Genomic DNA, 26,028 nt, shown 5'->3' with positions numbered 1-26,028 from the left:
CCGGTGACGTGCAAGGACGGGGCCACCCCCACACGGCCGACACATCCCACAGCAGGACAGCAAGGCGTCGGTCAGGCGGAGAGTCAGACCACCAGGGGTGACCCCGTCCCCTCACATCCTCACTGTCAGGCGGGCACGGCCAGGTGCCGCGGGTTGGCGATGGCGAGCCGGTCGCGGACCGCGGCACGCACCACCGCGACCACCTCGTCGCGGCGGTCGTCGAGGGAGCCGTCGGCGATCGCCCGGGACAGCGCCGCGTCGTCGGCGCAGCCCAGCCCGGACAGCGCCGCCCGGTGCCGCTGCGCCGCCGCCGGGCCCAGCGCCAGCTCGCGGCGCACGGTGGCCAGCACGTTGGCGGCGACGCGGGCGTGGAACGCCGTCCGCCCCGGGGCGCCGGGGCGGACGGCGTCGTCCAGGTAGGCCGTCACGGCGGCCAGCAGCTCGGTCGCGGTCGGCCGGCCGGTGAGCAGGTCGTCGCCGGGCGGCGGGGGCGGGTCCGGCGGCGGCGCGTCGTCCGGCGCGTCCAGCCCGAGGGCCAGCAGCACGTCGAACTCCTGCTCGGCCGCCCGCCGCCCGATCGCGGCCAGCTCGACCGAGGACTCGGCGCCCGAGAGGTGCCGGCCGGCCATGACGCCGCACATCAGCCCCCACTGCACCGTGCCGTAGAGCTCCCACCAGTGCAGCTGCGCCGCCGTGGGCCGCCACCCGGCCGCGGCGGCGTAGGCGTCCAGGAGCTGCTCGCGGGTCCCCACCCCGCCGGCCGGCAGCGGCGAGCCGAAGCGCCACACCTTGGCGCACAGCCAGCCGAGGTCCTCGACCGGGTCGCCGCGGTGCACCAGCTCCCAGTCGAGGACGGCGCGCAGCCCGTCGGGGCCGACCATGAGGTTGCCCAGCCGGAAGTCGCCGTGCACGAGCGCGCCGTCGACGGGGGCCCGGGGCGCGGGCTCCGGCCGCTCGTCGCGCAGCCGGCGCAGCGCCAGGGCCAGGCCCGGCGGGGGAGGGGAGTCCCCGCCGTAGGCGGCCAGCAGCCGCTCGATCGGGTCGGCGGGCGGCGCCACCGACGGCACCTCCGCGGCCGGGACGGCGTGCAGCCGGGCCAGGGCCCCCGCCAGCTGCGCCACCAGCCCGGGCCGGGCCGCGGCGTAGGCCTCGTCGCGGAGCAGCCGGCGCGGGATGGTCTCGCCCGCCACCCGGTCCATGAGCAGGTAGCCGCGCCCCGGCGGCCCGTCGTCGTCCCCCGCAGCTGCGTCGCCGAGGTCGACCACCTCGGGCACCGGCACCCCCGCCCGCGCCGCGGCGGCCATCACCTCGGCCTCCACCGCCAGCGCCACCCCGCCGGTGCCCGCGCCGCTGCGCAGCACCAGCCCCCGCCGGCCGCCGTCGGCGTGCACCGCGGTGAACGACCAGGTCTCCCGGCTCGCCCCGCCGGAGAGCCGGGCCAGGCCCTCGACGCGCACCGGCGCCCCGGCCAGCGCGGTCAGCCGGCCGGCGAGCCGGTCGGCGAGGTCGGCGTCCGGGGTCACCTCAGGAAGCCGAAGAGCTGGCCGGCGACCCGGCGCATCTGGATCTCCTCGGCGCCCTCGGTGATCCGGTAGCGGCGGTGGTGGCGGTAGATGTGCTCGAAGGGCAGGTGGCGGCTGTAGCCCATCCCGCCGTGCACCTGCATCGCCCGGTCGGCGGCGTCGCAGACCAGCCGGTTGCCGCGGTAGTTGCACATGGACACCCGGTGGCCGATCGAGACGGCCGGCTCCCCGCGGGCGGTGAGCTCGTCGAGCTCGACCGCGGTGCGCCGGACGAGGGTGCGCACCAGCTCGGCCTCGGTGTGCAGCTCGACCAGCGGCCACTGCACCGCCTGCCGCTCGGCCAGCGGCCGGCCGAAGGTGACCCGTTGCCGGGCGTGCTCCACCGAGCGGTCGATGCAGTACTGCGCCGCGCCCACCCCCGAGGCGGCCTGCCGGATGCGGTTCTCGTGCACGAACGTCTGCGCGATCGCCAGGCCCTCGCCCTCCCCGCCCAGGATGGCCGTGTCGGGCACCCGCACCCCGTCCAGCTCCACCTCGCCGTGGTCGGTGGGCATGTTCAGCGTCCACCAGAAGAAGGGCACCGAGAAGCCGGGCGCGTCGGTGGGGACGAGGAAGGCGGTGATGCCCCGGGCGTCGCCGGGGGAGCCCGAGGTGCGGGCGAAGACCAGGTCGTGGCCGGCGGTGTGCACCCCGGTGTTCCAGCGCTTGCGGCCGTCGATCACCCAGTCGCCGTCGCGCCGGACGGCGGTGGTCCCCATCCAGGTCGCGTCGCTGCCGTGGTCGGGCTCGGTGAGGCCGAAGGCCAGGCCGCGGGCCCCCGTGATCAGCGGCTCGACGAACTCCTCCCGCTGCTCCGGCGTGCCGAACAGGTGCAGCAGCTGGGGCATGACGAGGTTGCCGACGACGCTGTGCTCGTTCTGCAGGTCGTTGTGCAGACCCAGCCCGCGGTGCGCCAGGTGCTCCCGGATCACGGCCATGTCGAGGTTGCCGCCGTCCCGGCCGCCGAGCTCCGCCGGGAGGGAGAAGCGCAGCCACCCGGCCGCGTCGGCGCGCCGCCGCACCTCGGCCAGCAGCTCCTCCCACTCCCGTCGCGGCACCCCACCGGCCTCCACGTCGGTGCGCGCGAACTCCCGCCGGTGGTCGAAGAAGCGGGCGTTGTCGTCCTGCTCGTGCAGCGGCTCGATCTCCTCGGCGACGAAGGCGTCGAGGTCGGCCAGCAGGGCGGTCAGCCGCGGGGGGAGCGAGGGGTCCACGTCGGTCCTTCCGGGGTGGGGAGGGCGGGCCCGGGGGGAGCTCGTGCGGACGATGGCAGTGCCTCCCGCCGCCGTCAACGCCGGGTCCGGACCGGGGCCCGGCCGGTTGACGTCCGCCTCAAGTCGTCCCTACCGTGCAACGGTGTGACGCCGGCCACGCCGGCACCGGGAGGGGAGCGGCGTGCGCATCGGGATGCGGGTCGGGTACAGCGGCGGGTTCCGAGAGGCGGCCGGGGAGCTGGCCGACCTCGAGAAGGCGGGCCTGGACGTGGTCTCGATCGCCGAGGCGTACAGCTTCGACGCGGTCAGCCAGCTCGGCTACCTCGCCGCGGTCACCGACCGGCTCGAGCTCACCTCCGGGATCCTGCAGGCGTTCACCCGCACGCCCACGCTGACCGCGATGACCGCGGCGGGCCTCGACCACGTCTCCGGCGGCCGGTTCACCCTCGGCCTCGGTGCCTCCGGGCCGCAGGTCGTCGAGGGCTTCCACGGGGTCCCGTACGACGCCCCGCTCGGGCGCATCCGGGAGATCGTCGACATCTGCCGGATGGTGTGGCGACGCGAGCGGGTCGAGTACCCCGGCCGGTACTACACGCTCCCCCTGCCCCCCGAGCAGGGCACGGGCCTCGGCAAGCCGCTCAAGCTCATCAACACCCCGGTGCGCGAGCGCATCCCGGTGACCCTGGCCGCCATCGGGCCGAGGAACGTCGAGCTCGCCGCCGAGATCGCCGAGGGGTGGGAGCCGGTCTTCTTCCACCCCGGCCGGGCGGCCGAGACCTGGGGGGCGGCCCTCGCCGCCGGCCGGGCCAGGCGGGACCCGGCGCTCGGACCGCTCCAGGTGCTGGTCGGCGCGCCCTGCGCCGTGGGGGAGGGCCTCGAGGAGCTCCGGGACGCCGCCCGCCACCAGCTCGCCCTCTACATCGGCGGGATGGGTGCCCGCGGCAAGAACTTCTACAACGAGCTGACCGTGCGCTACGGCTTCCCCGAGGCCGCCGCGCGGGTGCAGGACCTCTACCTGGCCGGCCGCAAGGAGGAGGCGGCCGCGGCCGTCCCGCAGGAGCTGGTCGACGCGACCTCGCTCGTGGGCCCGGCCGGCTGGGTCGCCGAGCGCCTGGCGGCCATGGCCGAGGCGGGCGTGACCACCGTCGTCGCCCACCTCGTGCAGGCCGGCCGGGAGGAACGGCTGCGCACGGTCGAGCAGCTGAAGAACCTGGCCGCGGACCTGTGAGCCCGAGCGGTGCCGGGGACCGGCCCGCCGACGGCGGGGGAGCGGTCCGGCTGACCCGGGACGGCCCCGTCGCCACCCTCACGCTGGCCAACCCGCGGCGGAAGAACGCCGTCGCGCGGTCCTCCTGGCGGCTGCTGCGCGCCGCGCTGGACGACGTGGTGGACGGCGGTGCCCGGGTCCTGGTCGTCACCGGCGCGGGCGAGGACTTCTGCGCGGGCGCCGACCTCTCCGACGCCGGCGCGGGGCGACGGCCGCCGATGGTCGACATGACCGAGGTCAACGCGGCCTGCCTCGCGTTGCACCGGCTGCCCGTCCCGACCGTCGCCCGCGTCGACGGGGTCGCCGTCGGCGCGGGGATGAACCTCGCCCTCGGGTGCGACTTCGTCATCGCCTCGACCAGGGCCCGGTTCTCGGAGATCTTCGTCCGCCGCGGGCTGTCGGTCGACTTCGGCGGCTCCTGGCTGCTGCCCCGGCTGGTCGGCACCCACCGCGCCAAGGAGCTGGTGCTGCTCGGGGACGAGGTCGACGCCGAGCGGGCCCGGGAGTGGGGCCTGGTCCGGGAGGTCGTGCCCCCCGAGGAGCTCGACGGGGCGGTGGACCGGCTCGTCGCACGGCTGCTCACCGGCCCCCCGGTCGCCATGCGGCTGTCCAAGCGGATGCTCGACGACTCCTGGGAGGTGTCCTTCGAGCGCGCCCTGGAGGACGAGGCCCGCGCCCAGCAGGTCAACTTCGGCACCGAGGACACCGCCGAGGCCGGCCGGGCCTTCCTCGAGAAGCGCGACCCCGTGTTCCGCGGGCGCTGACCCCCGACCAGGAGGCGACGATGACGTCCCCCGAGCCCGACGGTCCCGACCAGGCGTCCCCGCCTCTGCCCGCCGGGATGCCGGCCGACCTCACGACACTCCGGCCGGCCGCTCCGGAGCCCGGTGTCCTGGTGCTCACCCTCGACCGGCCCGAGCGGCTCAACGCGTTGTCGGCCGACCTGCTGCGCGAGCTGCACGCGGTGCTCGACGTCCTCGCCGGGGACCCGTCGGTCCGGGTGCTGGTGCTCACCGGCGCCGGCCGCGGCTTCTGCGCCGGCCTGGACCTCACCGCCTTCGACATGGGCGGCCCCGACCGGGCCACCCGCTCCCCGCAGGCGGGCCTGGCGCTGCAGAAGCAGATCGCCGCGCTCGTGCCGAAGCTGCGCGCGCTGCCGCAGGTGGTCGTCGCCGCGGTCAACGGGCCCGCGGCCGGCGGCGGGCTGGCGCTGGCCCTGGCCGCGGACGTGCGGATCGGGGCGGCGTCGTCCCGCTACACCGTCGCCTTCGTGCGGCTGGGCCTCTCCGGCTGCGACATCGGGGTCAGCTGGCTGCTGCCCCGCCTGATCGGCGCCTCCCGCGCCTTCGAGCTGCTGCTCACCGGCCGGGTCGTCGACGCGGTCGAGGCCGACCGCATCGGCCTGGTCACCCGCGTGGTGCCCGACGAGGAACTCCTCGACGCGGCCCTGGGCACCGCGCGGGCGGTGCTGGCCAACTCGCCGATGGGCGTGCGCATGACCAAGGAGGTCATGTGGAGCCAGCTGGAGGTGTCGAGCCTGCAGGCCGGCATCGACCTGGAGAACCGCACCCAGATCCTCACCTCGTTCACCGGCGACCACCGCGAGGCGGCGCTCGCCTTCCGCGAGCGGCGCACGCCGGACTTCCGCGACGCCTGAGAGAGGGGTACCCGTGACCGACCGCGACCTGGTCGCCGAGACCGCCCGCCGGGTGGTGGCCGAGCACCCGCCGGCCCGCACCCCGCAGCGGGACTTCCTCGGCGCCTGCTTCGACGCCGGGCTGGCGTGGGTCCACTTCCCGGAGGGCTTCGGGGGCCTCGGCGTGGCCCCCGGGCTGCAGGGCGTCGCCGACGGCATCCTGCAGGGCGCCGGCGGGCCCAACCCCTTCTGGCTCAACCCGATGGGCTACGGGATGGCCGGGCCCACGGTCATGGCGCACGGCTCCCGGGAGCTGGCCGCGGAGCTGCTGCGCCCCGACTACGTCTGCGACGAGATCTGGTGCCAGCTGTTCAGCGAGCCCGGCGCCGGCTCCGACCTCGCCGGGCTGGCCACCCGCGCGGTGCGCGACGGCGACACCTGGGTGGTCGACGGCCAGAAGGTCTGGACCAGCAACGCGCACCGCGCCCGCCGCGCGCTGCTGCTGGCCCGCACCGACCCCGACCAGCCCAAGCACCGCGGCCTGACCTACTTCGTGCTGGACATGACCGACCCCGGGGTCGAGGTGCGCCCGCTGCGCCAGATGACCGGCGAGGCGGAGTTCAACGAGGTGTACCTGCGCGAGGCGCGGATTGCCGACGCCCACCGCCTCGGCGAGGTCGGCCAGGGCTGGCACGTGGCCATGACGACGCTGATGAACGAGCGGACGGCGATCGGCGGCGGCAGCAGCGTCCGTGGCAGCGGCAGCATCGGCACCGCCCTGCGGCTGTGGCGCGAGCGCCCGGACCTGCGCACCCCGGCACTGCGCGAGCGCCTGGTGCACCTGTTCGCCCGGGCCGACGCCGCCCGGCTGACCGGCGACCGCCAGCGGGTCGAGGCCGGGGAGCGGATCGGCCCGGAGGGCAGCATCGGCAAGCTGGTCGGCGCCGAGCTCAACCAGGACGTGCACGAGTGGTGCATGGACGCCCTCGGCGTCGAGGCCACCCTCTACAGCGGCTACGAGACCGGCCCCGACGGCTCGCCGCCGCCGGTGGACGGCGAGGACCGGCAGCGGATGTTCCTGCGCAGCCGGGCGAACACCATCGAGGGCGGCACCTCCGAGGTGCTGCGGAACATCCTCGGCGAGCGGCTGCTCGGCCTGCCCGGCGACCTGCGCGCCGACACGGGCCGGCCGTGGAGCGAGGTGCCCCGTGGCTGAGGCCGGCCTCGACGGCCCCCTCGCCGGGCGGGTCGCGCTGGTCACCGGCGGCGGCCGGGGCATCGGCGCGGCGATCAGCCGCGAGCTCGCGCGGGACGGTGCCGCGGTCGCCCTCACCTATCGGCGGGACCGGGCCGCCGCCGAGGCGCTCGCCGGGGAGCTGGCCGGCACGGGCGCGCGGGTGCTCGTCCTGGCCTCCGCCGTCGACGACCCGGCCGACTCGGCGCGGGCGGTGGCCGCCGTCGTCGAGCGGTTCGGCGCCCTCGACGTCCTGGTGAGCAACGCCGGCGTGGCCAGCCGCGGCCTCCCGGTCGCCGACACGACGCACGAGGAGCTGTCCCGGGTGCTGGCGGTGCACGCGCTCGGCCCCCACCAGCTGGTGCGGGCGGCACTGCCGCACCTGCGCGCGGCGCGGCGGGCCGACGTGGTGTTCGTCAGCAGCATCGCCGCCTCCACCTGGAGCCCGGGCGGGGCGCCCTACGCCATGGGCAAGGCCGCCGTCGAGGCGCTGGCGCACACCCTGGCCCGCGAGGAGCGCCGCCACGGCGTCCGCGTCAACGTCGTCGCCCCCGGGCTGACCGACACCGAGATGGGCCGCCGGCTGGCCCGGGCCACGCGCAGCGTCGACGACATCCACGAGCTCGACGACTCCTCGCCCTTCGGCCGGGTCTGCGCCCCGGAGGACGTCGCCCGCGTCGTGCGGTTCCTCGTCGGGCCCGGCGGCGGCTACGTCAACGACCAGCGGATCGTCGTGGACGGAGGGACCTTCTGATGGTCGAGTTCGAGCTCACCCCCGAGCACCGCGACCTGCGCGCCGTGGCCCGGGAGTTCTGCGCCGAGCGGTTCGCCGAGCCCGAGGTGCGTCGGCTGATGGACACACCCGACGGCTTCGACCGGGAGGTCTGGCGGCGGCTGGGCCGCGACGTCGGGCTGCTCGGCCTCGCGGTGCCGGAGGAGCTCGGCGGGGCCGGCGCCGGCCTGGTCGACCTGGCGCTGGTCGCCGAGGAGTTCGGGCGGGCCGTGGCGCCGGCCCCGCTGCTCGGCTCGGTCGCGCTGGCCGCGACCGCGCTGCGGCTCGGCGCCGACGACGGCGCCGGCGAGGAGCTGCTGCCGGCGATCGCCGAGGGGGAGGCGGTCGCGGCGCTGGCGGCCACCGACGCCCGCGGCGCGTGGGCGCCGGCCCGGCCCACCGTCGGCGCCGAACGGGGTGCCGGCGGGTGGCGGCTGACCGGGGAGCAGGCCCACGTCCTGGACGGCGCAGCGGCCGACGTGGTCGTCGTCCTCGCCGGCACCGACGCCGGCCCGGGGCTGTTCGCCGTCGAGGCGGGTGCCGCCGGCCTGACCCGCGAGCCGCAGCCGGGGCTGGATCTCACCCGGCGGCAGGCCCGGCTGCGCTACGACGGGGTCCCCGCCCGGACGGTGGGCCAGCCCGGGCAGGGGACCGTCGCGGTCGCCGGTGCCCGGGAGGTCGCCGCCGTCGTGCTCGCCGCCGAGGCGGTCGGCGGAGCGCAGCGGCTGCTGGACCTCTCGGTGGGGTACGCGCGGACCCGGCTGCAGTTCGGGCGGGCCATCGGCTCCTTCCAGGCGGTCAAGCACCGCTGCGCGGACATGCTGGTCGACGTCGAGCACGCCCGGTCGGTCGCCTACCACGCCGCCTGGGCGCACGACGCCGGCACCGACGACCCGGCCCTGGCCGCCGACCTGGCCACGGTGGTCACCGCGGCGGCCTACCTGCGGGTCGCCAAGAGCACGGTGCAGGTGCACGGCGGCATCGGCTTCACCTGGGAGCACCCCGCCCACCTGTACTACAAGCGCGCCGTCAGCGACGCGACCCTGCTCGGCGGCCGGGCGGCGGCCGCCGACCGGCTCGCCGCAGCCGTGCTCGACGACCCCGTGCTCGACGACCCCGTGCTCGGCCCGGCGTCCTGACCGCCGTGGAGGGAGAACCCCGGGCCGGCGGCCGGGGTACCGCGGGGATCACCGGCAACGACCAGCCGGGGGTGCACCGGCTGCTGCGCTCGTACCGTGACGTCGACAGCGAGCTGGTCGGCGCCGGGCCGCACGTGGAGGCCCGGACCGCGGCCGAGTGGGCCGCCCGGTTCGACCCGGCGGAGGTGGTCCGCCGCCGGGCGGCCCTGCAGGGCCGCGGCCGCGCGCGGACCGGTTCCTGAGCCGAGGGAGGGGACCGTGGGATCACCGCACGCCGCCGGGGCCGCGACCGTGCCGGGCCCGGCGCAGCAGGAGCGCCGCGACACCGGGCCGCTGACCGGCAAGGGCCGGGCCCGCAAGGCCGAGCTGCTGGACGCGGCGCGCCGCGTCTTCGAGCGCCTGGGGTTCCTCGACACCCGGGTGGCCGACATCGTGGCCGAGGCCCGGGTCGCCCAGGGCACCTTCTACACGTACTTCGACTCGAAGGACGCGGTGTTCCAGGCGGTGGCCCGGACCGTCGTGGCCGAGCTGCTCGAGGCCCTGCAGGCCGACGGCCCGCACGCCGGCACGCCCTACGAGCGCGCCCACGGGGCCATGGAGCGCTTCGTCGACGCCTACCGGCCCCGGGCGCGGATCATCGCCCTCATCGAGCAGGTCGGCACCTTCACCCCGGAGCTCAAGCGCCTGCGGCTGCAGGTCCGCGAGGCCTTCGTGGAGCGGGCCGCCCGCGGCATCGCCCACCAGCAGGAGGCCGGCGTCGCCGACCGGTCCCTGGACCCCGTGCTCACCGCCGAGGTGCTCGGCGCGATGGTCGACCACACCTGCTACGTGTGGCTGAACCTGGGCAAGGAGTTCGACCGCGAGGCGCTGCTGCACACCCTGACGCTGGTCTGGGTCCGGGCCATCGGCGCCGAGGGGAAGGGGGAGCCCGGCCGGCGAAGCACCGCTGACGCGGCGTCCGCCACCCCCTGATCCCGCGCGGCCCGGCCGCTCGTCCCGCCCCCGGTCCCTACGACTTTGAGTGCAACTGCACTCGGAGTCGTAGGCGCCCGGTGCGGTGTGTCCCCGTGCGGCGTGGACGGGGCGCGCCGGCCCTGAGATAGTAGGACGTCCGAACATCTCGGCCCCATCGCCGCCGGCGTCCGACCCCAGGGAGCGGCATGCCCTCCGACCTGCACGTCCCCGTCCACCCCGTCCGGTTCGTCACCGCGGCGAGCCTGTTCGACGGGCACGACGCGGCCATCAACGTCATGCGGCGGCTGCTGCAGAGCCAGGGCGCGGAGGTGGTGCACCTCGGGCACGACCGCAGCGTGGACACCGTCGTCCGGGCCGCGCTGGAGGAGGACGTGCAGGGGGTGGCGATCTCCTCCTACCAGGGCGGCCACGTCGAGTACTTCTCCTACCTGGTGGAGCGGCTGGCCCAGGCCGGCGCCGGCCACGTCAAGGTCTTCGGGGGCGGCGGTGGGGTGATCGTGCCCGAGGAGATCGCCCTGCTGCGCGAGCGCGGCGTGCGGATCTTCAGCCCGGAGGACGGCCAGCGGCTCGGCCTGCCCGGGATGATCAACGAGCTCATCCGGGAGTGCGACGTCGACCTGGCCGCGCAGGGGCCGGACGCCGACGCGCTGCTGACCGGGGACCCGGCGGCGCTGGCGCGCACGATCACCGTGCTGGAGACCGGCCGCGACGAGGCGCTGGCCGCCCGGGTGCGCGAGGCGGCCGCCGGGCGGACGGTGCCGGTGCTGGGCATCACCGGGACCGGCGGGTCGGGGAAGTCCTCGCTGACCGACGAGCTGCTGCGCCGGCTGCGGCTGGACCAGGAGGACAAGCTCCGGGTCGCCGTCCTGGCGATCGACCCGACCCGCCGGCGCGGGGGCGGTGCGCTGCTCGGTGACCGGATCCGGATGAACGCGCTGGAGACCGGCGAGGGGTCGCACACCTTCTTCCGGTCGATGGCCACCCGCTCGGCCGGGGCGGAGACCCCGGAGCACCTCGAGGACGTCCTCGCCGCGGTGCAGGCCGCCGGCTTCGACCTGGTCATCGTGGAGACGCCGGGCATCGGCCAGGGCGACGCCGGGATCGTCCCGTTCAGCGACGTGTCGCTGTACGTGATGACGCCGGAGTTCGGCGCCGCCTCGCAGCTGGAGAAGATCGACATGCTCGACTTCGCCGACGCGGTGGCGGTCAACAAGTTCGAGCGGCGCGGCGCCGAGGACGCGCGCCGGGACGTCGCCCGGCAGATGCTGCGCAACCGGGAGGCGTTCGGGCAGCCCTGGGAGGAGATGCCGGTCTTCGGCACCAGCGCGGCCCGGTTCAACGACGACGGGGTCACCGCGCTCTACCACCACCTGCTCGGGCTGCTCGCCGAGAAGGGGCTGCCGGCCGGCACCGGCGTCCTGCCGCGGGTGGAGACGCGCACCTCCACCGGCCTGGCCAGCGTGGTGCCCTCCCAGCGCTCCCGGTACCTGGCCGAGATCGCCGAGGCGGTGCGCGGCTACCACGCCGAGACCGAGGCGCAGGCCGCGATCGTCCGCCGGCGCCAGCACCTGCGCACCGCCGCCGAGGTGCTCGAGGGCGAGGCGTCCGAGGCCGCCCGGGCGGCGGCGGAGGCCGCCGACGGCGAGCTGTCGCCGGTCGTGCGGGCCCTGCTGGAGGAGTGGCCCGCCCGCGTCGAGGACTACTCCGGCGACGAGCACGTCTACACCGTGCGCGGCAGGGAGATCCACGTCCCCCTCACCCGGGAGACGCTGTCGGGCACGAAGGTGCGCCGGGTGGCGCTGCCCCGGACGAAGGACGAGGGGGAGCTGCTGGGCTTCCTGCGCCGGGAGAACCTGCCCGGGGCCTTCCCGTACACCGCCGGCGTCTTCCCGTTCAAGCGCTCCGGCGAGGCGCCGGCCCGCATGTTCGCCGGCGAGGGCGACGCCTTCCGCACCAACCGCCGCTTCAAGCTCCTCTCCGCCGGGAACGAGGCGACCCGGCTGTCGACGGCGTTCGACTCGGTCACCCTCTACGGCCGCGACCCCGACCCGCGGCCGGACGTCTACGGCAAGGTCGGCACCTCCGGGGTCTCCATCGCCACGCTCGACGACATGGAGGTCCTCTACTCGGGCTTCGACCTGTGCAGCCCGACGACGTCGGTGTCGATGACGATCAACGGCCCGGCGCCGGCGATCCTCGCGATGTTCCTCAACACCGCGATCGACCAGCAGCTCGACCGGTTCCGCGAGGAGGAGGGCCGGGAGCCCGACGCGGCGGAGGCCGAGGAGATCCGGGCCCGGGTGCTGACGACCGTCCGGGGCACGGTGCAGGCGGACATCCTCAAGGAGGACCAGGGCCAGAACACCTGCATCTTCTCGACCGAGTTCGCGCTGCGCTGCATGGCCGACATCCAGGAGTGGTTCATCGAGCACGGCGTCCGGAACTTCTACTCGGTGTCGATCTCCGGCTACCACATCGCCGAGGCCGGGGCGAACCCCATCAGCCAGCTGGCCTTCACCCTGGCCAACGGCTTCACCTACGTCGAGTCCTACCTCGCCCGCGGCATGGACATCGACGCGTTCGCGCCCAACCTGTCGTTCTTCTTCTCCAACGGCATGGACGCCGAGTACTCGGTGATCGGCCGGGTGGCCCGCCGCATCTGGGCGGTCGCCATGCGGGAGAAGTACGGCGCCAACCCCCGGTCGCAGCAGCTGAAGTACCACGTGCAGACCTCGGGCCGCTCCCTGCACGCGCAGGAGATGGACTTCAACGACATCCGCACCACGCTGCAGGCGCTGTGCGCGATCTACGACAACGCCAACAGCCTGCACACCAACGCCTACGACGAGGCGGTGACCACCCCGTCGGCGCACTCGGTGCGCCGGGCGCTCGCGATCCAGATGATCATCGACAAGGAGTGGGGGCTGGCGGACAACGAGAACCCGCTGCAGGGCTCCTTCATCGTCGATGAGCTCACCGACCTGGTCGAGGAGGCGGTGCTGGCCGAGTTCGACCGGATCGCCGAGCGCGGCGGCGTGCTGGGCGCCATGGAGACCGGCTACCAGCGCGGCAAGATCCAGGACGAGTCGATGCTCTACGAGCACCGCAAGCACGACGGTAGCCTGCCGATCGTCGGCGTGAACACCTTCCTCGACCCGAACGCCGGTGAGGAGGCCCCGAAGACCCTCGAGCTGGCCCGCGCCACCGAGGCGGAGAAGCAGTCCCAACTGAGCCGACTCGAGTCGTTCAAGGCCCGGCACGCCGACGAGGCCCCGGCCGCGCTGGCCCGGCTGCAGCAGGTGGCCATGGAGGGCGGCAACGTCTTCGCCGCCCTGATGGACGCCGTCCGGGTCTGCACGCTCGGGCAGATCTCCGACGCCTTCTTCGAGGTGGGCGGCCAGTACCGGCGCAATGTATGAGGGATGACCTCGGGACGGCGGTCGAACTGCCGCGGCCGCCGCGCCGGGTGGTGTCGCTGGTGCCCTCGCTGACCGAGGCGCTCGCGGAGACCGTCCCCGACCGGCTGGTGGGCGCCACCGACTGGTGCACCCACCCGGCCGGCCTCGACGTGCCGCGGGTGCGGGGCACCAAGAACCCCGACCGGGCCGCGATCGCGGCGCTGGCCCCCGACCTCGTCGTGGCCAACCGGGAGGAGAACCGGCGCCTGGACGTCGACCGGCTGCGGGCGGCCGGGATCCCGGTCTGGGTGACCGTCATCGAGTCGGTGGAGGAGGCGCTGACCTCGCTGCGCCGGCTGTCCGCCGAGGTCCTCGGCGTCGGCGAGCCGGGCTGGCTGGCCGCCGCCGCCGCGTCGTGGGCGGCCCCGGCGCCGTCCCCGCCGCTGCGGGTCGCGGTGCCGGTCTGGCGGGACCCGTGGATGGTGGTCGGGCCGCGCACCTTCACCGGCGACGTGCTGGCGCGGCTGGGCCTGGTCAACGCCTTCGACGCGGGGGAGGACCGCTACCCGAAGGTCCCGGTCGCCGACGTCGTCGCCGCCGACCCGGACGTCGTCGTCCTCCCCGACGAGCCCTACCCGTTCACCGCGGACGACGGCCCGGAGGCGTTCCCCGGCACCCGCTGCGCGCTGGTCCCCGGCCGCGACCTCACCTGGTACGGGCCCTCGCTGGCCGGCGCCCGGGACCGCCTGCTGGCGGCCGTTCGCCCGAGCGGGTGACCCGGGGCCGAGGGGCTCAGGTTCGGAGCCCGGCCGGCCGATCGATACGGTGGGGCGGGGTCGCGACCGGCTCCGGCGCCGGCCACCGGGCCGGCGCGCGCCGGGCGGCACGGGGGACGGAGGTGCTGGTGGACATCCCCGCGATGCGGGCCAGTTTCGCCAAGGCGGCAGCCGCCGGGGACGAGGCGCCGCTGTTCTTCTACTCCCACCTCTTCCTCAGCCACCCGGAGACGCGGCAGCTCTTCCCCGTCTCCATGGCGCACCAGCGGGACCGGCTGTTCCAGGCCCTGGGCGACGTCGTGGCCTACGTCGACGACCTCGACCGGCTCGTGCCGATCCTGCAGGCGCTCGGCCGCGACCACCGCAAGTTCGGAGCCGTCGCCGAGCACTACCCGGCGGTGGGCGCCAGCCTGATCGCCACGTTGCGGCACTTCGACGACCAGTGGGACGCCGCGCTGGAGCAGAACTGGACCGAGGCCTACGGGTTGGTCGCCCAGGTGATGATCGAGGCGGCCGACGCGGCGGCGGACCAGCCGCCGTGGTGGGACGCCGAGGTGGTCGCGCACGAGCGCCGCGGCGTCGACACCGCGGTGCTGTGGCTGCGCCCGGATCCGGAGTACCGCTTCGCGGCGGGGCAGTCCCTCTCCCTGGAGACCGGTGTCCGGCCCAAGCTGTGGCGCTACTACTCGCCGGCCAACGCGCCGCGATCGGACGGGTTGGTCGAGATCCACGTGCGGGCCTACGACGGCGGGCCGGTCGGTGCCGCCCTCGTCCGCCGGGTCGGCACGGGGGACGTGCTGCGCCTCGGCCCGCCGATCGGGCACCTCACCTTCGACGCGGACTCCGACCGTGACCTGCTGCTCGTCGCGGGCGGCACCGGCCTGGCCCCGCTCAAGGCGGTGGTCGACCACGTCGCACGCATCGGGCCGCTGCGGCGGGTCGACCTGTTCGTCGGCTCCCGCACCGAGGACCGGATCTACGACCGCGCCCACCTCGAGCGCCTGGCGGAGCGGCACGGCTGGCTCACCGTGACGTTCGCGGTCTCGGGGGACGACCTCTCGTCGCTGCAGCAGGGCGACGTGGGCGAGGTCGTCGCGCGGCACGGGCCGTGGACCGGCCGGGACGTCTACGTGGCCGGGCCGGCCCCCATGGTCGAGGACACGACGAAGCGGCTGCTGGCCGACGGCGTGCGCGCGGAGCGCATCCGCAGCGAGGTGTTCGCGCCCAGCCGGCTGGGACCCAGCCTGGACGGAGAGGTGACCGAATGAGCATCCACCCACCCCAGGGCGGGGAGCGGCGGCTGAGCCCCGGCGACGTCCGCGGTGTGCAGCTGCCGCGGGCGCCCCTGCTGCGCCCGGGGTACAGCGACGTCGAGGTCGACCGGTTGCTGGACCGGGTGGCCGACGAGCTGGCCCGGCTGCACGCGGACAAGGCCGAGCTGCGGGACCAGCTGCGGGCCCTGCGGGACCAGGTGGACGGCGCGGTCCCGCCCGAGGCGCCGAGCGACCAGGCCGTGCGCATCCTGGCCACCGCCCAGCAGACCGCCGACAGCTACGTCGCCGAGGCCGAGGACTTCAGCCGCCAGATCACCGCCGACGCGCGCGCCCAGTACGAGGAGCAGATCCGGCGGGCGAAGGAGAACGCCGGCGCGATCATCGAGGCCGCCCAGGAGGCCGCGGTCCGGATGACCGCCGGCGAGCGACCCGCGGAGGTCGGCGGGCCCCAGCGCAGCGCCCAGGAGCTCGCGGAGCAGGTGGCCTACCTGAAGGCCTTCGCGCAGGCCTGCCGCACCCAGCTGCGGGCCTACCTCGAGGCCCTGCTCGCCGACGTCGAGGCCGAGTGGGGGCGCGCCGACCCCGGAGCGCTGCCCACGCCACCCGTCCCCCCGGTGCAGCGTGGCGGACGGGCGCCCGTGGCGCCGAACGTGGCCCGGGACGCGTCGGCGGGTGAGGATCCGGCCTAGCGGCCGGCCCGGCCCGGTGCCGTCCGGCACGGCTCACGCGGGCCGAAGGCCGCGGTCGGCCACGGGCGGCGGGCCAGGTGAAGGGCCCCGGCGGCCAGGACGGGGTTGCCCAGCGTGTAGGTGCCCAGCGGCGTCGTCCCGAGCGCGAAGGCGGCCACGGCCAGCAGCCCGAGCCGGGCGGCGGGGTCGCGACCCAGGACGGCCGCGGCGACCGCGGTCTCCCCCGCGGTCATGGCCACGCCGAACGCCCGCGGGGCGGGCTCGGTGAGGGCGAGCCCGGCGCGCCGGTACCAGCCCCAGGGCGCCCGCCGGGCGAGCGCCGGGAACTGCTCGGGGGCCGTCACGGTCGTGGCCCCGTTCCAGGCCAGGCCCGTGACGGCGAAGAAGACGCCCAGGGCCCGCCGCCCGGCGGAGGGCCGCCGGTAGGCCAGCCCGGTGAGGAGGGAGTAGACGGCGACCGCGACGAGCAGCTGGCGGACGTCGTCGGCCGTCGCCGGTGCGGCCCCGGCCGGTCCGGCACGGGTCCGGTCCTCCGCCGTCCCGGTCACGGGGTCCGCCGTCGACGCGTCATGCCCCGAGCGTCAGGGACACCGCCCGGTCCCGTCAGGGTCCGACGTCCCGCACCACGGGTGATCAGCGGCCCCGGCCGGCGGCGCGCATCCTGGCCTGCGCCCACAGGACGAGGCAGCGCAGCGCCGCATGGCCCTCGGGGGACGCGAACCCCTGCTCCAGCCGCGCCGCGGCGATCAGCTCGTGGGCGTCGACGGAGCCGTGGGTGTGGAAGCGGTCCAGGACCCGGCCCGAGGTCGCCGGGTTGCGGAAGAGGCCGGCGATCCCCAGCGCCACCGTGTCCGACACGGTGAGGTCGACCGGCGGGTGCGCGAGAGCCGCCCGACGGTCGAGGACCCGCGCCACCTCGCGGAACACCTGGCTCTCGGTCGCCGCCCTGGTCGTCCTCGCGGAGACGATCACGGGCAGTCCTCGGGCGGGTCGGTCCACCCCGACGTGGTCGACCACCCGGGCGACGTCCTGGAGACCCGCCGCCGGGCAGGTGACCTGTTGGGGTCAGACGCCGGCGCCCACCACGCCGGTGACCCGGACCGACGTCAGGGCTGTCGCACCGCGTCCCCCGACGCCGCGTACCGCCGCCGGAGCAGGTGCTTCTGCAGCTTGCCGGTGGGCGTGCGCGGCAGCTCGTCGACGAACTGCACCCGGCTCGGGCACTTGAAGTGCGACAGCCGCTCCCGGGTGTAGCCGACCAGCTCCTCGGCCAGCCCGTCGGTCAGCGCCCCCGTGGCCGGCTGGACCAGCGCGAGCACCGACTCGCCCATCTCCTCGTCCGGCACCCCGATCACCGCGACGTCGTGCACCGCGGGGTGCAGCGCGAGCACGTCCTCGGCCTCCCGCGGGTACACGTTCACCCCGCCGGAGATGATCATGTTGGACTGCCGGTCGGTCAGGTACAGCCAGCGGTCCTCGTCGAGGTAGCCCATGTCGCCGACCGTCGACCAGGTGGGGTGGTCGGGGTGCCGGGCCTGCGCCGTCCGCTCGGGGTCGCCCAGGTAGGCGAAGGGCATCGCCTCGCGCTCGAAGTAGACGACGCCGACCTCGCCGGGGGGCAGCTCCCGGCCGTCGTCGCCGACGACGTGCACGGTGCCGAGGAAGCCGTCGCGGCCCACGGTGCCCGGGTGGGCCAGCCACTCGGCGCTGCTCACCATCGTGACCCCGGCGCTCTCGGTGGAGGCGTAGTACTCCTCGAGCACCGGGCCCCACCAGTCGATCATCGCCCGCTTGACCTCCGGCGGGCACGGCGCGGCGGCGTGGACGGCGACCCGCAGGCCGGACACGTCGTAGCGGGCCCGCACCTCCGGCGGCAGCTTGAGCATCCGGACGAACATCGTCGGCACGAACTGCCCGTGGGTGACGCCGTACCGCTCGATCGCGGCCAGCGCGGCCTCGGCGTCGAAGGCCTCCATCATCACGACGCTGCCGCCGGTCGCCTGCACCGCGCCGATGAACCGCAGCGGCGCCGCGTGGTAGGCCGGGGCCGGGGAGAGGTAGACGGTGTCCTCCCCGAAGCCGTAGCGGGTGCCGAACACCGCGGCGATGCTGTCGCCGGGCTCGGTCACCTGCCGGTCGGGCAGCGGCGGCCGGATGCCCTTGGGGCGGCCGGTCGTGCCGGAGCTGTAGAGCAGGTCGGCGCCGCGCGGCTGGTCGGCCGGCGGCACCGGGTCCCCGGCGGCCAGCGCGTCGGCGTACCCGGTGAAGCCCTCGACCAGCCCGCCCACGGCGAGCGCGGCCTCGAGGGCCGGGACGGCGCCCCGCAGGTGCCGCGCCAGCGGGGCCAGCGTCGCGGCGGCCACCAGCACCCGCGCGCCGCTGTCGGCGACGACGTAGGTGGCCTCGGCCGGTGCCAGGTGCCAGTTCACCGCCGTGACGTAGAGCCCGGCGCGCTGGCAGGCCCAGTAGACCTCCGAGACCTCGAGCCGGTTGTCGGTCAGCAGCGCCACGACGTCCCCGGGCCGCAGGCCCTGGGCCCGCAGCCACGAGGCCAGCCGCGTCGACCGCTCCTCCAGCTCGGCGTACGTGAGCGTGGCACCGGAGCCGGCCATCACCAGGGCGGGCCGGTCGGGGGCGGTGCGGGCGAAGGCGCCGGGCCAGGGCATCGCCGTCCTCCTCAGCCGGTCGGGCGGGTGCGGACGAGGTTCATCGCCACCATCGACAGGACGACGTCGCCCGCGCCGTTGGCCAGCTCGACGCGGGTCCGCAGCAGGCCGCGGTCGGGCTTGCTGCGGGACGGGCGCGCCTCCTCGACCGTCGTCCGCAGGGTGAGCTCGTCGCCCGGCCGCACCGGCGCGCGCCAGCGCAGCTCGTCGACGCCCGGGGAGCCGAGGCTGGAGGCGGGGGAGAGGTACTCGTCGGCGAACAGCCGCATCATCAGCGCGCAGGTGTGCCAGCCGCTGGCGATCAGCCCGCCGAACGGCCCGGCGGCCGCGGCCTCGGCGTCGACGTGGAAGGGCTGCGGGTCGAACCGGCGGCCGAAGTCCACGACGTCGTCGGCCTCGACCCGCAGGGGCCCGTGCTCGGTCGTCGTCCCCGGCAGGTAGTCCTCGAACCAGCGCTCCCCGTCCACCGGCCCGAACGTAGGGGGCACGCCCGGAGTGCGCCAGATCACCCGTTGCTAGGTTGGCGGCCGTGCAGCCGCCCTCCGGCCCGCTCGCGGGCACCCGCGTCGTCGAGCTCGCCGGCATCGGTCCCGCGCCCTACGCCTGCATGCTCCTGGCCGAGCTCGGCGCGGACGTGGTGCGCGTCGACCGCCCCGGCGGCGGCACGCAGTTCGTGCACCCGGCCAAGGAGGCGCTGCACCGCAGCCGCCCCTCGGTGGCGGTCGACCTGAAGACCCCGGCCGGCCGGGACGTCGTCCTGCGCCTGGCCGAGGCCGCCGACGTGCTGGTCGAGGGGCTGCGGCCGGGCGTCACCGAGCGGCTGGGCCTCGGGCCCGACGCCTGCGCCGAGCGCAACCCGCGCCTGGTCTACGCGCGCATGACCGGGTGGGGCCAGGAGGGCCCGCTGGCCGGCCTCGCGGGGCACGACATCAACTACCTGGGCCTCACCGGGGCGCTGCACGCCATCGGCCCGGCCGAGAAGCCGGTGGTGCCGCTCAACATCGGCGCCGACTTCGGCGGCGGCTCGATGTTCCTGCTCGTCGGCGTGCTCGCCGCGCTGCTGGAGCGCGCGACCAGCGGGCGCGGCCAGGTGGTCGACGCGGCGATGGTCGACGGCGCCAGCTCCCTGGTCACCATGGTCCACGGCATGCTCGCCGCCGGCCTCTGGCAGGACCGCCGCGCGGCCAACCTGCTCGACGGCGCCGCCCCCTTCTACGACACCTACCCGTGCGCCGACGGCCGGCACGTCGCCGTCGGCGCGCTGGAGCCGCAGTTCCACGCCAAGCTCCTCGCCGGCCTGGGCATCGACCCCGACGAGCACGGCCCGCAGATGGACGTCGCCCGCTGGCCGCAGCAGCGGGCCCGGATCGCCGCGGCCTTCGCCACGCGCACCCGCGACCAGTGGGCCGGGCACTTCGCCGGCACCGACGCCTGCGTGACCCCGGTGCTGTCGCTCACCGAGGCGCCGGAGCACCCGCACCTGGCCGCCCGCGGCACCTTCGTCGACCGCGGCGGGCACCCCGAACCGGCGCCGGCCCCGCGGTTCTCCCGCACCCCGGCGGCGGTGCGGGGCGCGCCGCGGGCGGCGGGCCAGGACACCCGTGCGGCGCTGGCCGCGTGGGGCTTCGGGGACGGCGAGATCGACGACCTGCTGGCCGCCGGCGCGGTCACGCAGGCCTGACACGGACGACGGACGCGGGAGGAGACCCGGTGGCGGACGAGGTGCGCGTCGAACGGCGCGACGGCGTCATGGTGATCACGATCAACCGGCCGGAGGCGCGCAACGCCCTGGACCGCGCGGTGGCCGAGGGCGTCGCGGCGGCCGTCGACGAGCTCGACGCCTCGGAGGAGCTGCGGGTCGGCGTCCTCACCGGCGCCGGGGGCACCTTCTCGGCCGGCATGGACCTCAAGGCCTTCCTGCGCGGCGAGACCCCGGCGATCGAGGGCCGGGGGCTGTGCGGCATCACCCAGACGCCGCCGCGCAAGCCGGTCGTCGCCGCGGTGGAGGGGTGGGCGCTGGCCGGCGGCTTCGAGCTGGTGCTGGCCTGCGACCTGGTGGTCGCGGCCGAGACGGCCCGCTTCGGGGTGCCGGAGGTCAAGCGCTCGCTGGTCGCCGCCGGCGGGGCGGCGCTGGCGCTGCCGACCCGGGTGCCCACCAACCTGGCGCTGGAGCTGCTGCTCACCGGCGACCCGGTGGACGCCCGCCGGGCGGCGGAGATGGGGCTGGTCAACCGGGTCACCGCCGAGGGCGGGGCGCTGGAGGGGGCGCTGGCGCTGGCCGCCACCATCGCCGCCAACGGGCCGCTGGCGGTGGCGGCCACCAAGGCCGTGGCCCGCGGCGCCCGGGACTGGCCGGCGGGGGAGCGGTGGTCCCGGCAGGGGGAGCTGGTCGGCCCGGTCTTCGCCAGCGAGGACGCCCGCGAGGGCGCCACCGCCTTCGCCGAGAAGCGCGCGCCGGTCTGGCGGGGGCGCTGACCCGCCGCAGGCGCGCCGGCGCGGGGGAGGCATGAGCGCGGAGACCGCACCGGGCACCGGCTCGGCCGTCCCGGCGGAACCACCGCCGCTCGGCGCGCTCGGCCTGCTGCGCACCGGCGGCTACCTCGTCCTGTACCTCAACGCCGCCGCGATCTTCCTCGGCGTCATGGGGCAGGCCATCGCCCGCTCGTGGCTGGCCTACCGGCTCACCGGCTCCAACGCGGCGCTCGGCGGGGTGCTGCTCTCCTTCGGGGTGGCGCTGCTGATCGCCACCCCCTGGGGCGGGGTGGCCGCCGACCGGCTCCCCAAGAGGCTGGTGCTGCAGCTCTCGGTGCTCGTGCTGGCCGGCTCCAGCGCCTGGATCGGCGTCGCGGTGCTGGCGGACGTCGTCCAGTACTGGATGCTGCTGGTCGCCGGCGTCCTCCAGGCGATCGGCTTCGCGCTGTTCAACCCGGCGCGCATGGCCTTCCTCAGCGAGCTGGTGCCGCGCGGCTCGGTGCCCCAGGCGGTCTCGCTGCTGCTGGTCAACACCGAGGCCAGCCGGGTGGTGGGCCCCGCGCTGGCCGGCGTGGTCATCGGGGCGGCCGCCTGGGGGACCGCGGCGGTCTTCCTCGCCAGCGCCGGCCTGGCCGCCGTCGGCCTGCTGCTGACCGGGGCGCTGCCCCCCGGCCGGCGGCGCGGGGAGCCCTCGGACCGCTCGCCGCTGGGCGAGCTGGTCGACGGGGTCCGCTACGTGCGGCGGCACCCGACGCTCGGCGCGCTGGTGCTGTGCGGCATCGGGGTCACGATGCTCGGGATGCCCTACCTGGCGTTCATGCCGACCATCGCCGCCGACCTGTTCGGTCTCGGCTCGGCCGGCTACGGCGTGCTCTCGGCGACGTCCGCGGTCGGCGGCGTGGCCGCCGGGCTGCTCATGGGACGGCGGACCTCCCGGTCCCGCGAGACCCGGGTGCTCGTCGTCTCCGGGGTGGTGTTCGGGCTGGCGCTGGTGGCGCTGGCGTTCGTCCCCTCGGCCGCGCTCGCGGTGGTCGCGCTCCTGCTCGTCGGCGCCGGCATGCTGGCCTTCCAGACCACCAACCAGTCGCAGCTGCTCGCCCTGTCCGATCTCGAGTACCAGGGCCGGGTGCAGGGCCTGGTCATGCTGAGCTTCGGGGCCTTCGGCATCGCGGCACTGCCGCTGGGGCTGCTCGCCGACGCCGTGGGGCTGCGCTGGACGCTGCTGGGCATGGGCGCCGGCGTCGTCCTCGTCGTGCTGCTGTTCGCCCTCCGCAGCCGCCGCCGGGTCGCCGCGGCCCACCGGCTGCGCGACCTCGGCTGACCCGCTAGCGCCAGTCCACGCCCGGCAGCGTCGCGCTCCAGGACTCGGCGATCCGGCCGTCCTGGACGCGGTGCACCACCAGCCAGGTGACGACGGAGGTCTCGCCGGTGTCGAGGTTGACGCCGGTGGTGGTGGCGCGGGTCCACACCCGGTCACCGGCGGCCACCTGGTCGTCGACGGTGGTGGCCGGGTCGTGCAGGAGCTGCCAGGAGTCGCAGACCTCCCGGCGGAACTGGGCGCGGGACAGCGACCGGGTCCCGGCCGAGGAGTGCCGCACGTAGGGCTCGGCGATCAGCTCGTCGATCACCCCGAGATCGCGGCGGTTCCACAGCCCGTCCCAGTAGCGGCGCACGAGCGCGGCGGCGTCCTGCTGTGCTCCCGGCTGTCCCACGGAGCGCGATCCTAGGCGGAGGGGTGAGTGCGCACCCGGGCGCCGACGTGCGAATGTGGTCGGGACGACACCAGCGGCGGTGCCGACGAGGACCGGGAGGACGGGACATGCAGGACGCAGTGATCGTGGAGGCGGTGCGCACGCCGGTCGGCAAGCGCAACGGCGGGCTCTCCGGGGTGCACCCGGCCGACCTGTCCGCGCACGTGCTCACCGCCCTCGTCGAGCGGACCGGGGTCGACCCCGCGGTGGTCGAGGACGTCGTGTGGGGCTGCGTCTCCCAGGTCGGCGAGCAGACCTTCGACATCGGCCGGACGGCGGCGCTGGCGGCCGGCTGGCCCGAGACGGTCACCGGGGTGACCGTCGACCGGCAGTGCGGCTCCTCGCAGCAGGCGGTGCACTTCGCCGCCGCGGGCCTGGTGTCGGGCCAGTACGACGTCGTGGTCGCCGGGGGCGTGGAGTCGATGTCCCGGGTGCCGATGGGCTCCTCCTCCGCCGGCGCCGACCCGTTCGGCGCCCGCTTCTCCGCCCGTTACGGCGGCGTGCGGCCCAACCAGGGCGTCGGCGCGGAGATGATCGCCGAGCGCTGGGGCCTGTCGCGCCAGCAGTGCGACGAGTACTCGGTCGCCTCCCACGAGAAGGCCGCCGCCGCGCGGGCCGAGGGCCGCTTCGAGGGCCAGATCGCCCCGGTGCGCACGCCGGAGGGCACCGTGGTCAGCGCCGACGAGGGCATCCGCGAGGGCACGACCACCGAGGTGCTCGCCGGGCTGAAGACGGTGTTCAAGCCCGAGGGCGGGGTCATCACCGCCGGCAACTCCTCGCAGATCTCCGACGGCGCGGCCGCACTGCTGATGACGACCAGCGAGAGGGCCCGCGAGCTGGGCCTGACGCCGATCGCCCGGGTGCACACCGCGGTGCTGGCCGGCGCCGACCCGGTCATCATGCTCACCGCGCCGATCCCGGCCACGGAGAAGGCGCTGCGCAGGTCCGGGCTGTCGATCGACGAGATCGGCGCCTTCGAGGTCAACGAGGCCTTCGCCCCGGTGCCGCTGGCCTGGCTGGCCGACATCGGCGCCGACGCCAAGGCGCTCAACCCCAACGGCGGGGCGATCGCGCTGGGCCACCCGCTCGGCGGCTCGGGCGCCCGGATCATGACCACGCTGGTGCACCACATGCGCGACAACGGCATCCGGTACGGCCTGCAGACGATGTGCGAGGGCGGCGGCCAGGCCAACGCCACCGTCCTCGAGCTGCTCTGACCCGTGCGGTGACCGGGGTGCCCGGTGCGGGGGGACCTCGCGCCGGGCACCCCGCTGCCCGGGGCCGCACCCTCGGCGAGGTCTACCGGCGCTTCGGCGGGTCCGACGCCGCCGGGACCTCGCCGCTGCACGGGCGCGTCGCCGTCGCGCTGGGTAGGTCCGGGGAGGCGCTGCACGCCCTCGAGGCGGTGCCCGCGCGCCGGCGGCACCCCGCGGTGGTCCTCGCCGCGCTGCACGACCTCGCCCTCGCCGGGCGCGCCCCCGCGCTCGCCGCGGCGTACGCGGCCGGGGACGGCGACGCCGCCGCCGGCGCGGCGGTCGGCACGCTGCTGACGATGACCGACGCGGTCGCGGCCACCGCCGCGCGCCGGCGGCCGCGGACGTCGGAGCCCGACCGCTGCGCCGTGCTGTACCCGGCCGTCGCCGAGGCGGCCCGCCGGGCGGGCGCGGACGCGGTCGGGCTGGTCGCCGTGGCGGCCTCGGCCGGCCTCGACGTCCACGTCGACCGCGTCGGCATCACCTACGGCCACCGCACGGACGGCGGCGGGCGCTCCCTGGGCGACCCGTCGTCCCCCGTGCAGCTGTCGTGCTCGGTCGTCGGGGACCGGCCGGTCCCGGCGCGCCCGGTGCCCGACGTCGCGGCCCGGATCGGCGTCGACCCCGACCCGGTGGACCTGACCGACCCGGAGGACGCGCGGTGGCTGCGCGCCTGCCTGCCGCCGGACCGGCCGGAGCGGGCCGCGGCGCTCGCGGCGGCGGCGGCGCTGGTGGCCGCGGAACCCCCGGTGCTGCTGCGGGGGGACGCCGTCGACCTGCTGCCCGAGGCCGTCGCCCGGGTCCCCGCAGGCGCCCTGCCGGTCGTGACCACCGCGTGGGCGCTGGCGCGGCTCCCGCCCGAACGGCGCCTGCGCTTCCTGCACCGCCTCGACGACGCGGCGGCCGGCCGGGCGGTGGTGTGGGTCTCCGTGGAGGGGGTGGGCGTGGCCCCGGGGGTCCCGACCCTCGGCGACCGCCGCGCCTCCGGCCACAGCACCCTCGGCCTGACGCCGGCCGGCCGGTCGACGGGTCAGGCCGAGGCCGTCGGCCGCTGCTGGTCGCGGGGCCGCCTGCTGGCGTGGCTGGCCGACCCGGCCGGGTAGGGCTAGGCGCTCGCGGTGCCGCCCACCCGGCCGGCCTCCACGTGCGGCCGGGACTGCCACAGCGCCCACTCCGCGCTGATCTCCCCGGCCGTGCGCAGCAGCCGCGGCAGGTGCTCGGCCAGCAGCCGCTCGGTCGAGGTCTCCGCGGCGTGCACCGTCACGTTCACCGCCGCCCGCACCGCGCCGCTGCCGTCCCGCACCGGGACGGCGACCGACCGCACCCCCGGCGCCAGCTCCTCGTCGGCCAGCGCCCAGCCGCGCGCCCGGACCGCGGTCAGCTCCTCGGCCAGCTGGGCGGGGGCGCGCCCGATGTACGGGGGCAGCCCCGACCGGCTCGGCTGGGCCAGGGTGGCGTCCAGCTCCTCCGGCGGCAGCGCGGCCAGGAGCACCTTGCCCTGCGAGGTCTGCGCGGCCGGGAACCGGGTGCCGATCTCCACCCGCAGCGCGATCAGCTTCGGCACCGAGACACGGGCCACGTAGACGATGTCCGACCCGTCGAGCTGCGCCATGGACGACGACTCGCCGGTCTGCGCGACCAGCTCCTCCAGGTGCGGCCGGGCGATGTCCCACAGCCCCAGCGCGCCGATGTAGGCCATCCCCAGCGACAGCACCCGCGGCGTCAGCGCGAAGGTGCCGCCCGAGGAGCGCACGAAGCCCAGCTCCTCCAGCGTGAGCAGCAGCCGCCGGGCGGTCGGCCGGGCCAGCCCCGCCTTCGTCGCCACCTCCGTCAGGCTCATCCGCGGGTGCCCGGCGTCGAAGCAGGCCAGCACGTCCAGCCCGCGCGCCAGCGCCTCCACGAAGTCCGGCCCGTTCCCGCGCCCCGCCATGGCGTCCCTCCTCTCCACCG

Annotated in this window: 25 protein-coding genes; 17 read left to right on the top strand and 8 right to left on the bottom strand. The window is 76.3% G+C overall.

What is annotated here, in order from left to right; translation table 11 throughout:
* Window positions 1-125: 125 nt before the first annotated feature.
* Window positions 126-1,523, bottom strand: a complete 1,398-nt coding sequence (locus ACI8AC_RS13960; RefSeq protein ID WP_456898388.1) for a phosphotransferase family protein — start codon at window positions 1,521-1,523, stop codon at window positions 126-128.
* Window positions 1,520-2,776 carry an acyl-CoA dehydrogenase family protein gene (locus ACI8AC_RS13955; RefSeq protein WP_456898387.1) on the bottom strand — a complete coding sequence of 419 codons (1,257 nt, stop codon included), beginning with the start codon at window positions 2,774-2,776 and terminating at the stop codon, window positions 1,520-1,522. The genes ACI8AC_RS13960 and ACI8AC_RS13955 overlap by 4 nt, the downstream gene beginning before the upstream one ends.
* 181 nt (window positions 2,777-2,957) lie before the next feature.
* Between ACI8AC_RS13955 and ACI8AC_RS13950 the strand changes: the two genes are divergently transcribed.
* The 12 genes from ACI8AC_RS13950 (at window position 2,958) to ACI8AC_RS13895 (ending at window position 15,936) form a co-directional block, all read left to right on the top strand.
* Window positions 2,958-4,004 carry an LLM class F420-dependent oxidoreductase gene (locus tag ACI8AC_RS13950; protein ID WP_456898386.1) on the top strand — a complete coding sequence of 349 codons (1,047 nt, stop codon included), beginning with the start codon at window positions 2,958-2,960 and terminating at the stop codon, window positions 4,002-4,004.
* On the top strand, window positions 4,001-4,807 hold the full coding sequence (locus ACI8AC_RS13945; RefSeq protein ID WP_456898385.1) for an enoyl-CoA hydratase/isomerase family protein: 807 nt from the start codon (window positions 4,001-4,003) through the stop codon (window positions 4,805-4,807). Before ACI8AC_RS13950 ends, ACI8AC_RS13945 begins: the two co-directional genes overlap by 4 nt.
* 20 nt (window positions 4,808-4,827) lie before the next feature.
* Window positions 4,828-5,700 (top strand): enoyl-CoA hydratase/isomerase family protein, encoded by an 873-nt coding sequence (locus ACI8AC_RS13940; RefSeq protein ID WP_456898384.1) that lies wholly within the window; start codon window positions 4,828-4,830, stop codon window positions 5,698-5,700.
* A 13-nt stretch (window positions 5,701-5,713) separates the two neighbouring features.
* Window positions 5,714-6,895 (top strand): acyl-CoA dehydrogenase family protein, encoded by a 1,182-nt coding sequence (locus ACI8AC_RS13935; RefSeq protein ID WP_456898383.1) that lies wholly within the window; start codon window positions 5,714-5,716, stop codon window positions 6,893-6,895.
* Window positions 6,888-7,667, top strand: a complete 780-nt coding sequence (locus ACI8AC_RS13930) for an SDR family NAD(P)-dependent oxidoreductase (RefSeq protein ID WP_456898382.1) — start codon at window positions 6,888-6,890, stop codon at window positions 7,665-7,667. The genes ACI8AC_RS13935 and ACI8AC_RS13930 overlap by 8 nt, the downstream gene beginning before the upstream one ends.
* On the top strand, window positions 7,667-8,824 hold the full coding sequence (locus tag ACI8AC_RS13925) for an acyl-CoA dehydrogenase family protein (RefSeq protein WP_456898381.1): 1,158 nt from the start codon (window positions 7,667-7,669) through the stop codon (window positions 8,822-8,824). Before ACI8AC_RS13930 ends, ACI8AC_RS13925 begins: the two co-directional genes overlap by 1 nt.
* A 5-nt stretch (window positions 8,825-8,829) precedes the next feature.
* On the top strand, window positions 8,830-9,066 hold the full coding sequence (locus tag ACI8AC_RS13920) for a hypothetical protein (RefSeq protein ID WP_456898380.1): 237 nt from the start codon (window positions 8,830-8,832) through the stop codon (window positions 9,064-9,066).
* Window positions 9,067-9,082: 16 nt separating this feature from the next.
* A complete protein-coding gene (locus ACI8AC_RS13915; RefSeq protein ID WP_456898379.1) occupies window positions 9,083-9,796 on the top strand; it encodes a TetR/AcrR family transcriptional regulator in 714 nt (237 codons plus the stop codon).
* A gap of 188 nt (window positions 9,797-9,984) precedes the next feature.
* Window positions 9,985-13,218 (top strand): fused isobutyryl-CoA mutase/GTPase IcmF, encoded by a 3,234-nt coding sequence (gene icmF / locus ACI8AC_RS13910; protein ID WP_456898378.1) that lies wholly within the window; start codon window positions 9,985-9,987, stop codon window positions 13,216-13,218.
* Window positions 13,215-13,973 carry a helical backbone metal receptor gene (locus ACI8AC_RS13905; RefSeq protein ID WP_456898377.1) on the top strand — a complete coding sequence of 253 codons (759 nt, stop codon included), beginning with the start codon at window positions 13,215-13,217 and terminating at the stop codon, window positions 13,971-13,973. The genes icmF and ACI8AC_RS13905 overlap by 4 nt, the downstream gene beginning before the upstream one ends.
* A gap of 128 nt (window positions 13,974-14,101) precedes the next feature.
* A complete protein-coding gene (locus ACI8AC_RS13900; RefSeq protein WP_456898376.1) occupies window positions 14,102-15,241 on the top strand; it encodes a globin domain-containing protein in 1,140 nt (379 codons plus the stop codon).
* Entirely contained in the window at window positions 15,238-15,936 is a 699-nt protein-coding gene (locus ACI8AC_RS13895; protein ID WP_456898375.1) for a DivIVA domain-containing protein, read from the top strand. The genes ACI8AC_RS13900 and ACI8AC_RS13895 overlap by 4 nt, the downstream gene beginning before the upstream one ends.
* Here ACI8AC_RS13895 and ACI8AC_RS13890 read toward each other — a convergent pair.
* The 4 genes from ACI8AC_RS13890 to ACI8AC_RS13875 all read right to left on the bottom strand — a co-directional run bounded on the left by ACI8AC_RS13890 (window position 15,933) and on the right by ACI8AC_RS13875 (window position 19,069).
* Window positions 15,933-16,484: a hypothetical protein gene (locus ACI8AC_RS13890; RefSeq protein WP_456898374.1), complete on the bottom strand. Its 552-nt coding sequence runs from the start codon at window positions 16,482-16,484 to the stop codon at window positions 15,933-15,935. The two genes, ACI8AC_RS13895 and ACI8AC_RS13890, sit on opposite strands and share 4 nt — an antisense overlap.
* Before the next feature lie 85 nt (window positions 16,485-16,569).
* A complete protein-coding gene (locus ACI8AC_RS13885; protein WP_456898373.1) occupies window positions 16,570-16,908 on the bottom strand; it encodes a hypothetical protein in 339 nt (112 codons plus the stop codon).
* Window positions 16,909-17,042: 134 nt separating this feature from the next.
* Window positions 17,043-18,602, bottom strand: a complete 1,560-nt coding sequence (locus tag ACI8AC_RS13880; protein WP_456898372.1) for an acyl-CoA synthetase — start codon at window positions 18,600-18,602, stop codon at window positions 17,043-17,045.
* 11 nt (window positions 18,603-18,613) lie between these two features.
* A complete protein-coding gene (locus ACI8AC_RS13875; protein WP_456898371.1) occupies window positions 18,614-19,069 on the bottom strand; it encodes a MaoC family dehydratase in 456 nt (151 codons plus the stop codon).
* Between the two features lie 62 nt (window positions 19,070-19,131).
* Between ACI8AC_RS13875 and ACI8AC_RS13870 the strand changes: the two genes are divergently transcribed.
* Genes ACI8AC_RS13870 through ACI8AC_RS13860 form a run of 3 tightly spaced genes read left to right on the top strand, consistent with a single transcriptional unit; the run spans window position 19,132 to window position 22,395 of the window.
* Entirely contained in the window at window positions 19,132-20,283 is a 1,152-nt protein-coding gene (locus ACI8AC_RS13870) for a CaiB/BaiF CoA transferase family protein (protein ID WP_456898370.1), read from the top strand.
* A 29-nt stretch (window positions 20,284-20,312) separates the two neighbouring features.
* Window positions 20,313-21,077 (top strand): crotonase/enoyl-CoA hydratase family protein, encoded by a 765-nt coding sequence (locus ACI8AC_RS13865; protein WP_456898369.1) that lies wholly within the window; start codon window positions 20,313-20,315, stop codon window positions 21,075-21,077.
* Window positions 21,078-21,108: 31 nt separating this feature from the next.
* Window positions 21,109-22,395 (top strand): MFS transporter, encoded by a 1,287-nt coding sequence (locus ACI8AC_RS13860; RefSeq protein ID WP_456898368.1) that lies wholly within the window; start codon window positions 21,109-21,111, stop codon window positions 22,393-22,395.
* Between the two features lie 4 nt (window positions 22,396-22,399).
* Here the strand turns inward: ACI8AC_RS13860 and ACI8AC_RS13855 are convergent, their stop codons facing one another.
* Entirely contained in the window at window positions 22,400-22,786 is a 387-nt protein-coding gene (locus ACI8AC_RS13855; protein WP_456898367.1) for an ester cyclase, read from the bottom strand.
* Window positions 22,787-22,893: 107 nt separating this feature from the next.
* Here ACI8AC_RS13855 and ACI8AC_RS13850 point away from each other — a divergent pair, with 107 nt between their 5' ends.
* Together ACI8AC_RS13850 and ACI8AC_RS13845 are read left to right on the top strand one after the other, a co-directional pair.
* Window positions 22,894-24,042 carry a thiolase family protein gene (locus tag ACI8AC_RS13850; RefSeq protein WP_456898366.1) on the top strand — a complete coding sequence of 383 codons (1,149 nt, stop codon included), beginning with the start codon at window positions 22,894-22,896 and terminating at the stop codon, window positions 24,040-24,042.
* Window positions 24,043-24,050: 8 nt separating this feature from the next.
* The gene (locus ACI8AC_RS13845; protein WP_456898365.1) at window positions 24,051-25,181 is read left to right on the top strand and encodes a DUF2332 domain-containing protein; all 1,131 of its coding nucleotides are present in this window, start codon (window positions 24,051-24,053) and stop codon (window positions 25,179-25,181) included.
* 2 nt (window positions 25,182-25,183) lie between these two features.
* On the opposite strand, the gene ACI8AC_RS13840 is transcribed toward ACI8AC_RS13845, so the two are convergent.
* Window positions 25,184-26,008, bottom strand: a complete 825-nt coding sequence (locus tag ACI8AC_RS13840; protein WP_456898364.1) for an IclR family transcriptional regulator domain-containing protein — start codon at window positions 26,006-26,008, stop codon at window positions 25,184-25,186.
* Between the last annotated feature and the right edge of the window lie 20 nt (window positions 26,009-26,028).

It is taken from the genome of Geodermatophilus sp. SYSU D00758 (assembly GCF_054049955.1).
The sequence above is the reverse complement of the archived record's forward strand: the minus strand, read 5'-3'. Positions and strand labels throughout refer to the sequence as shown.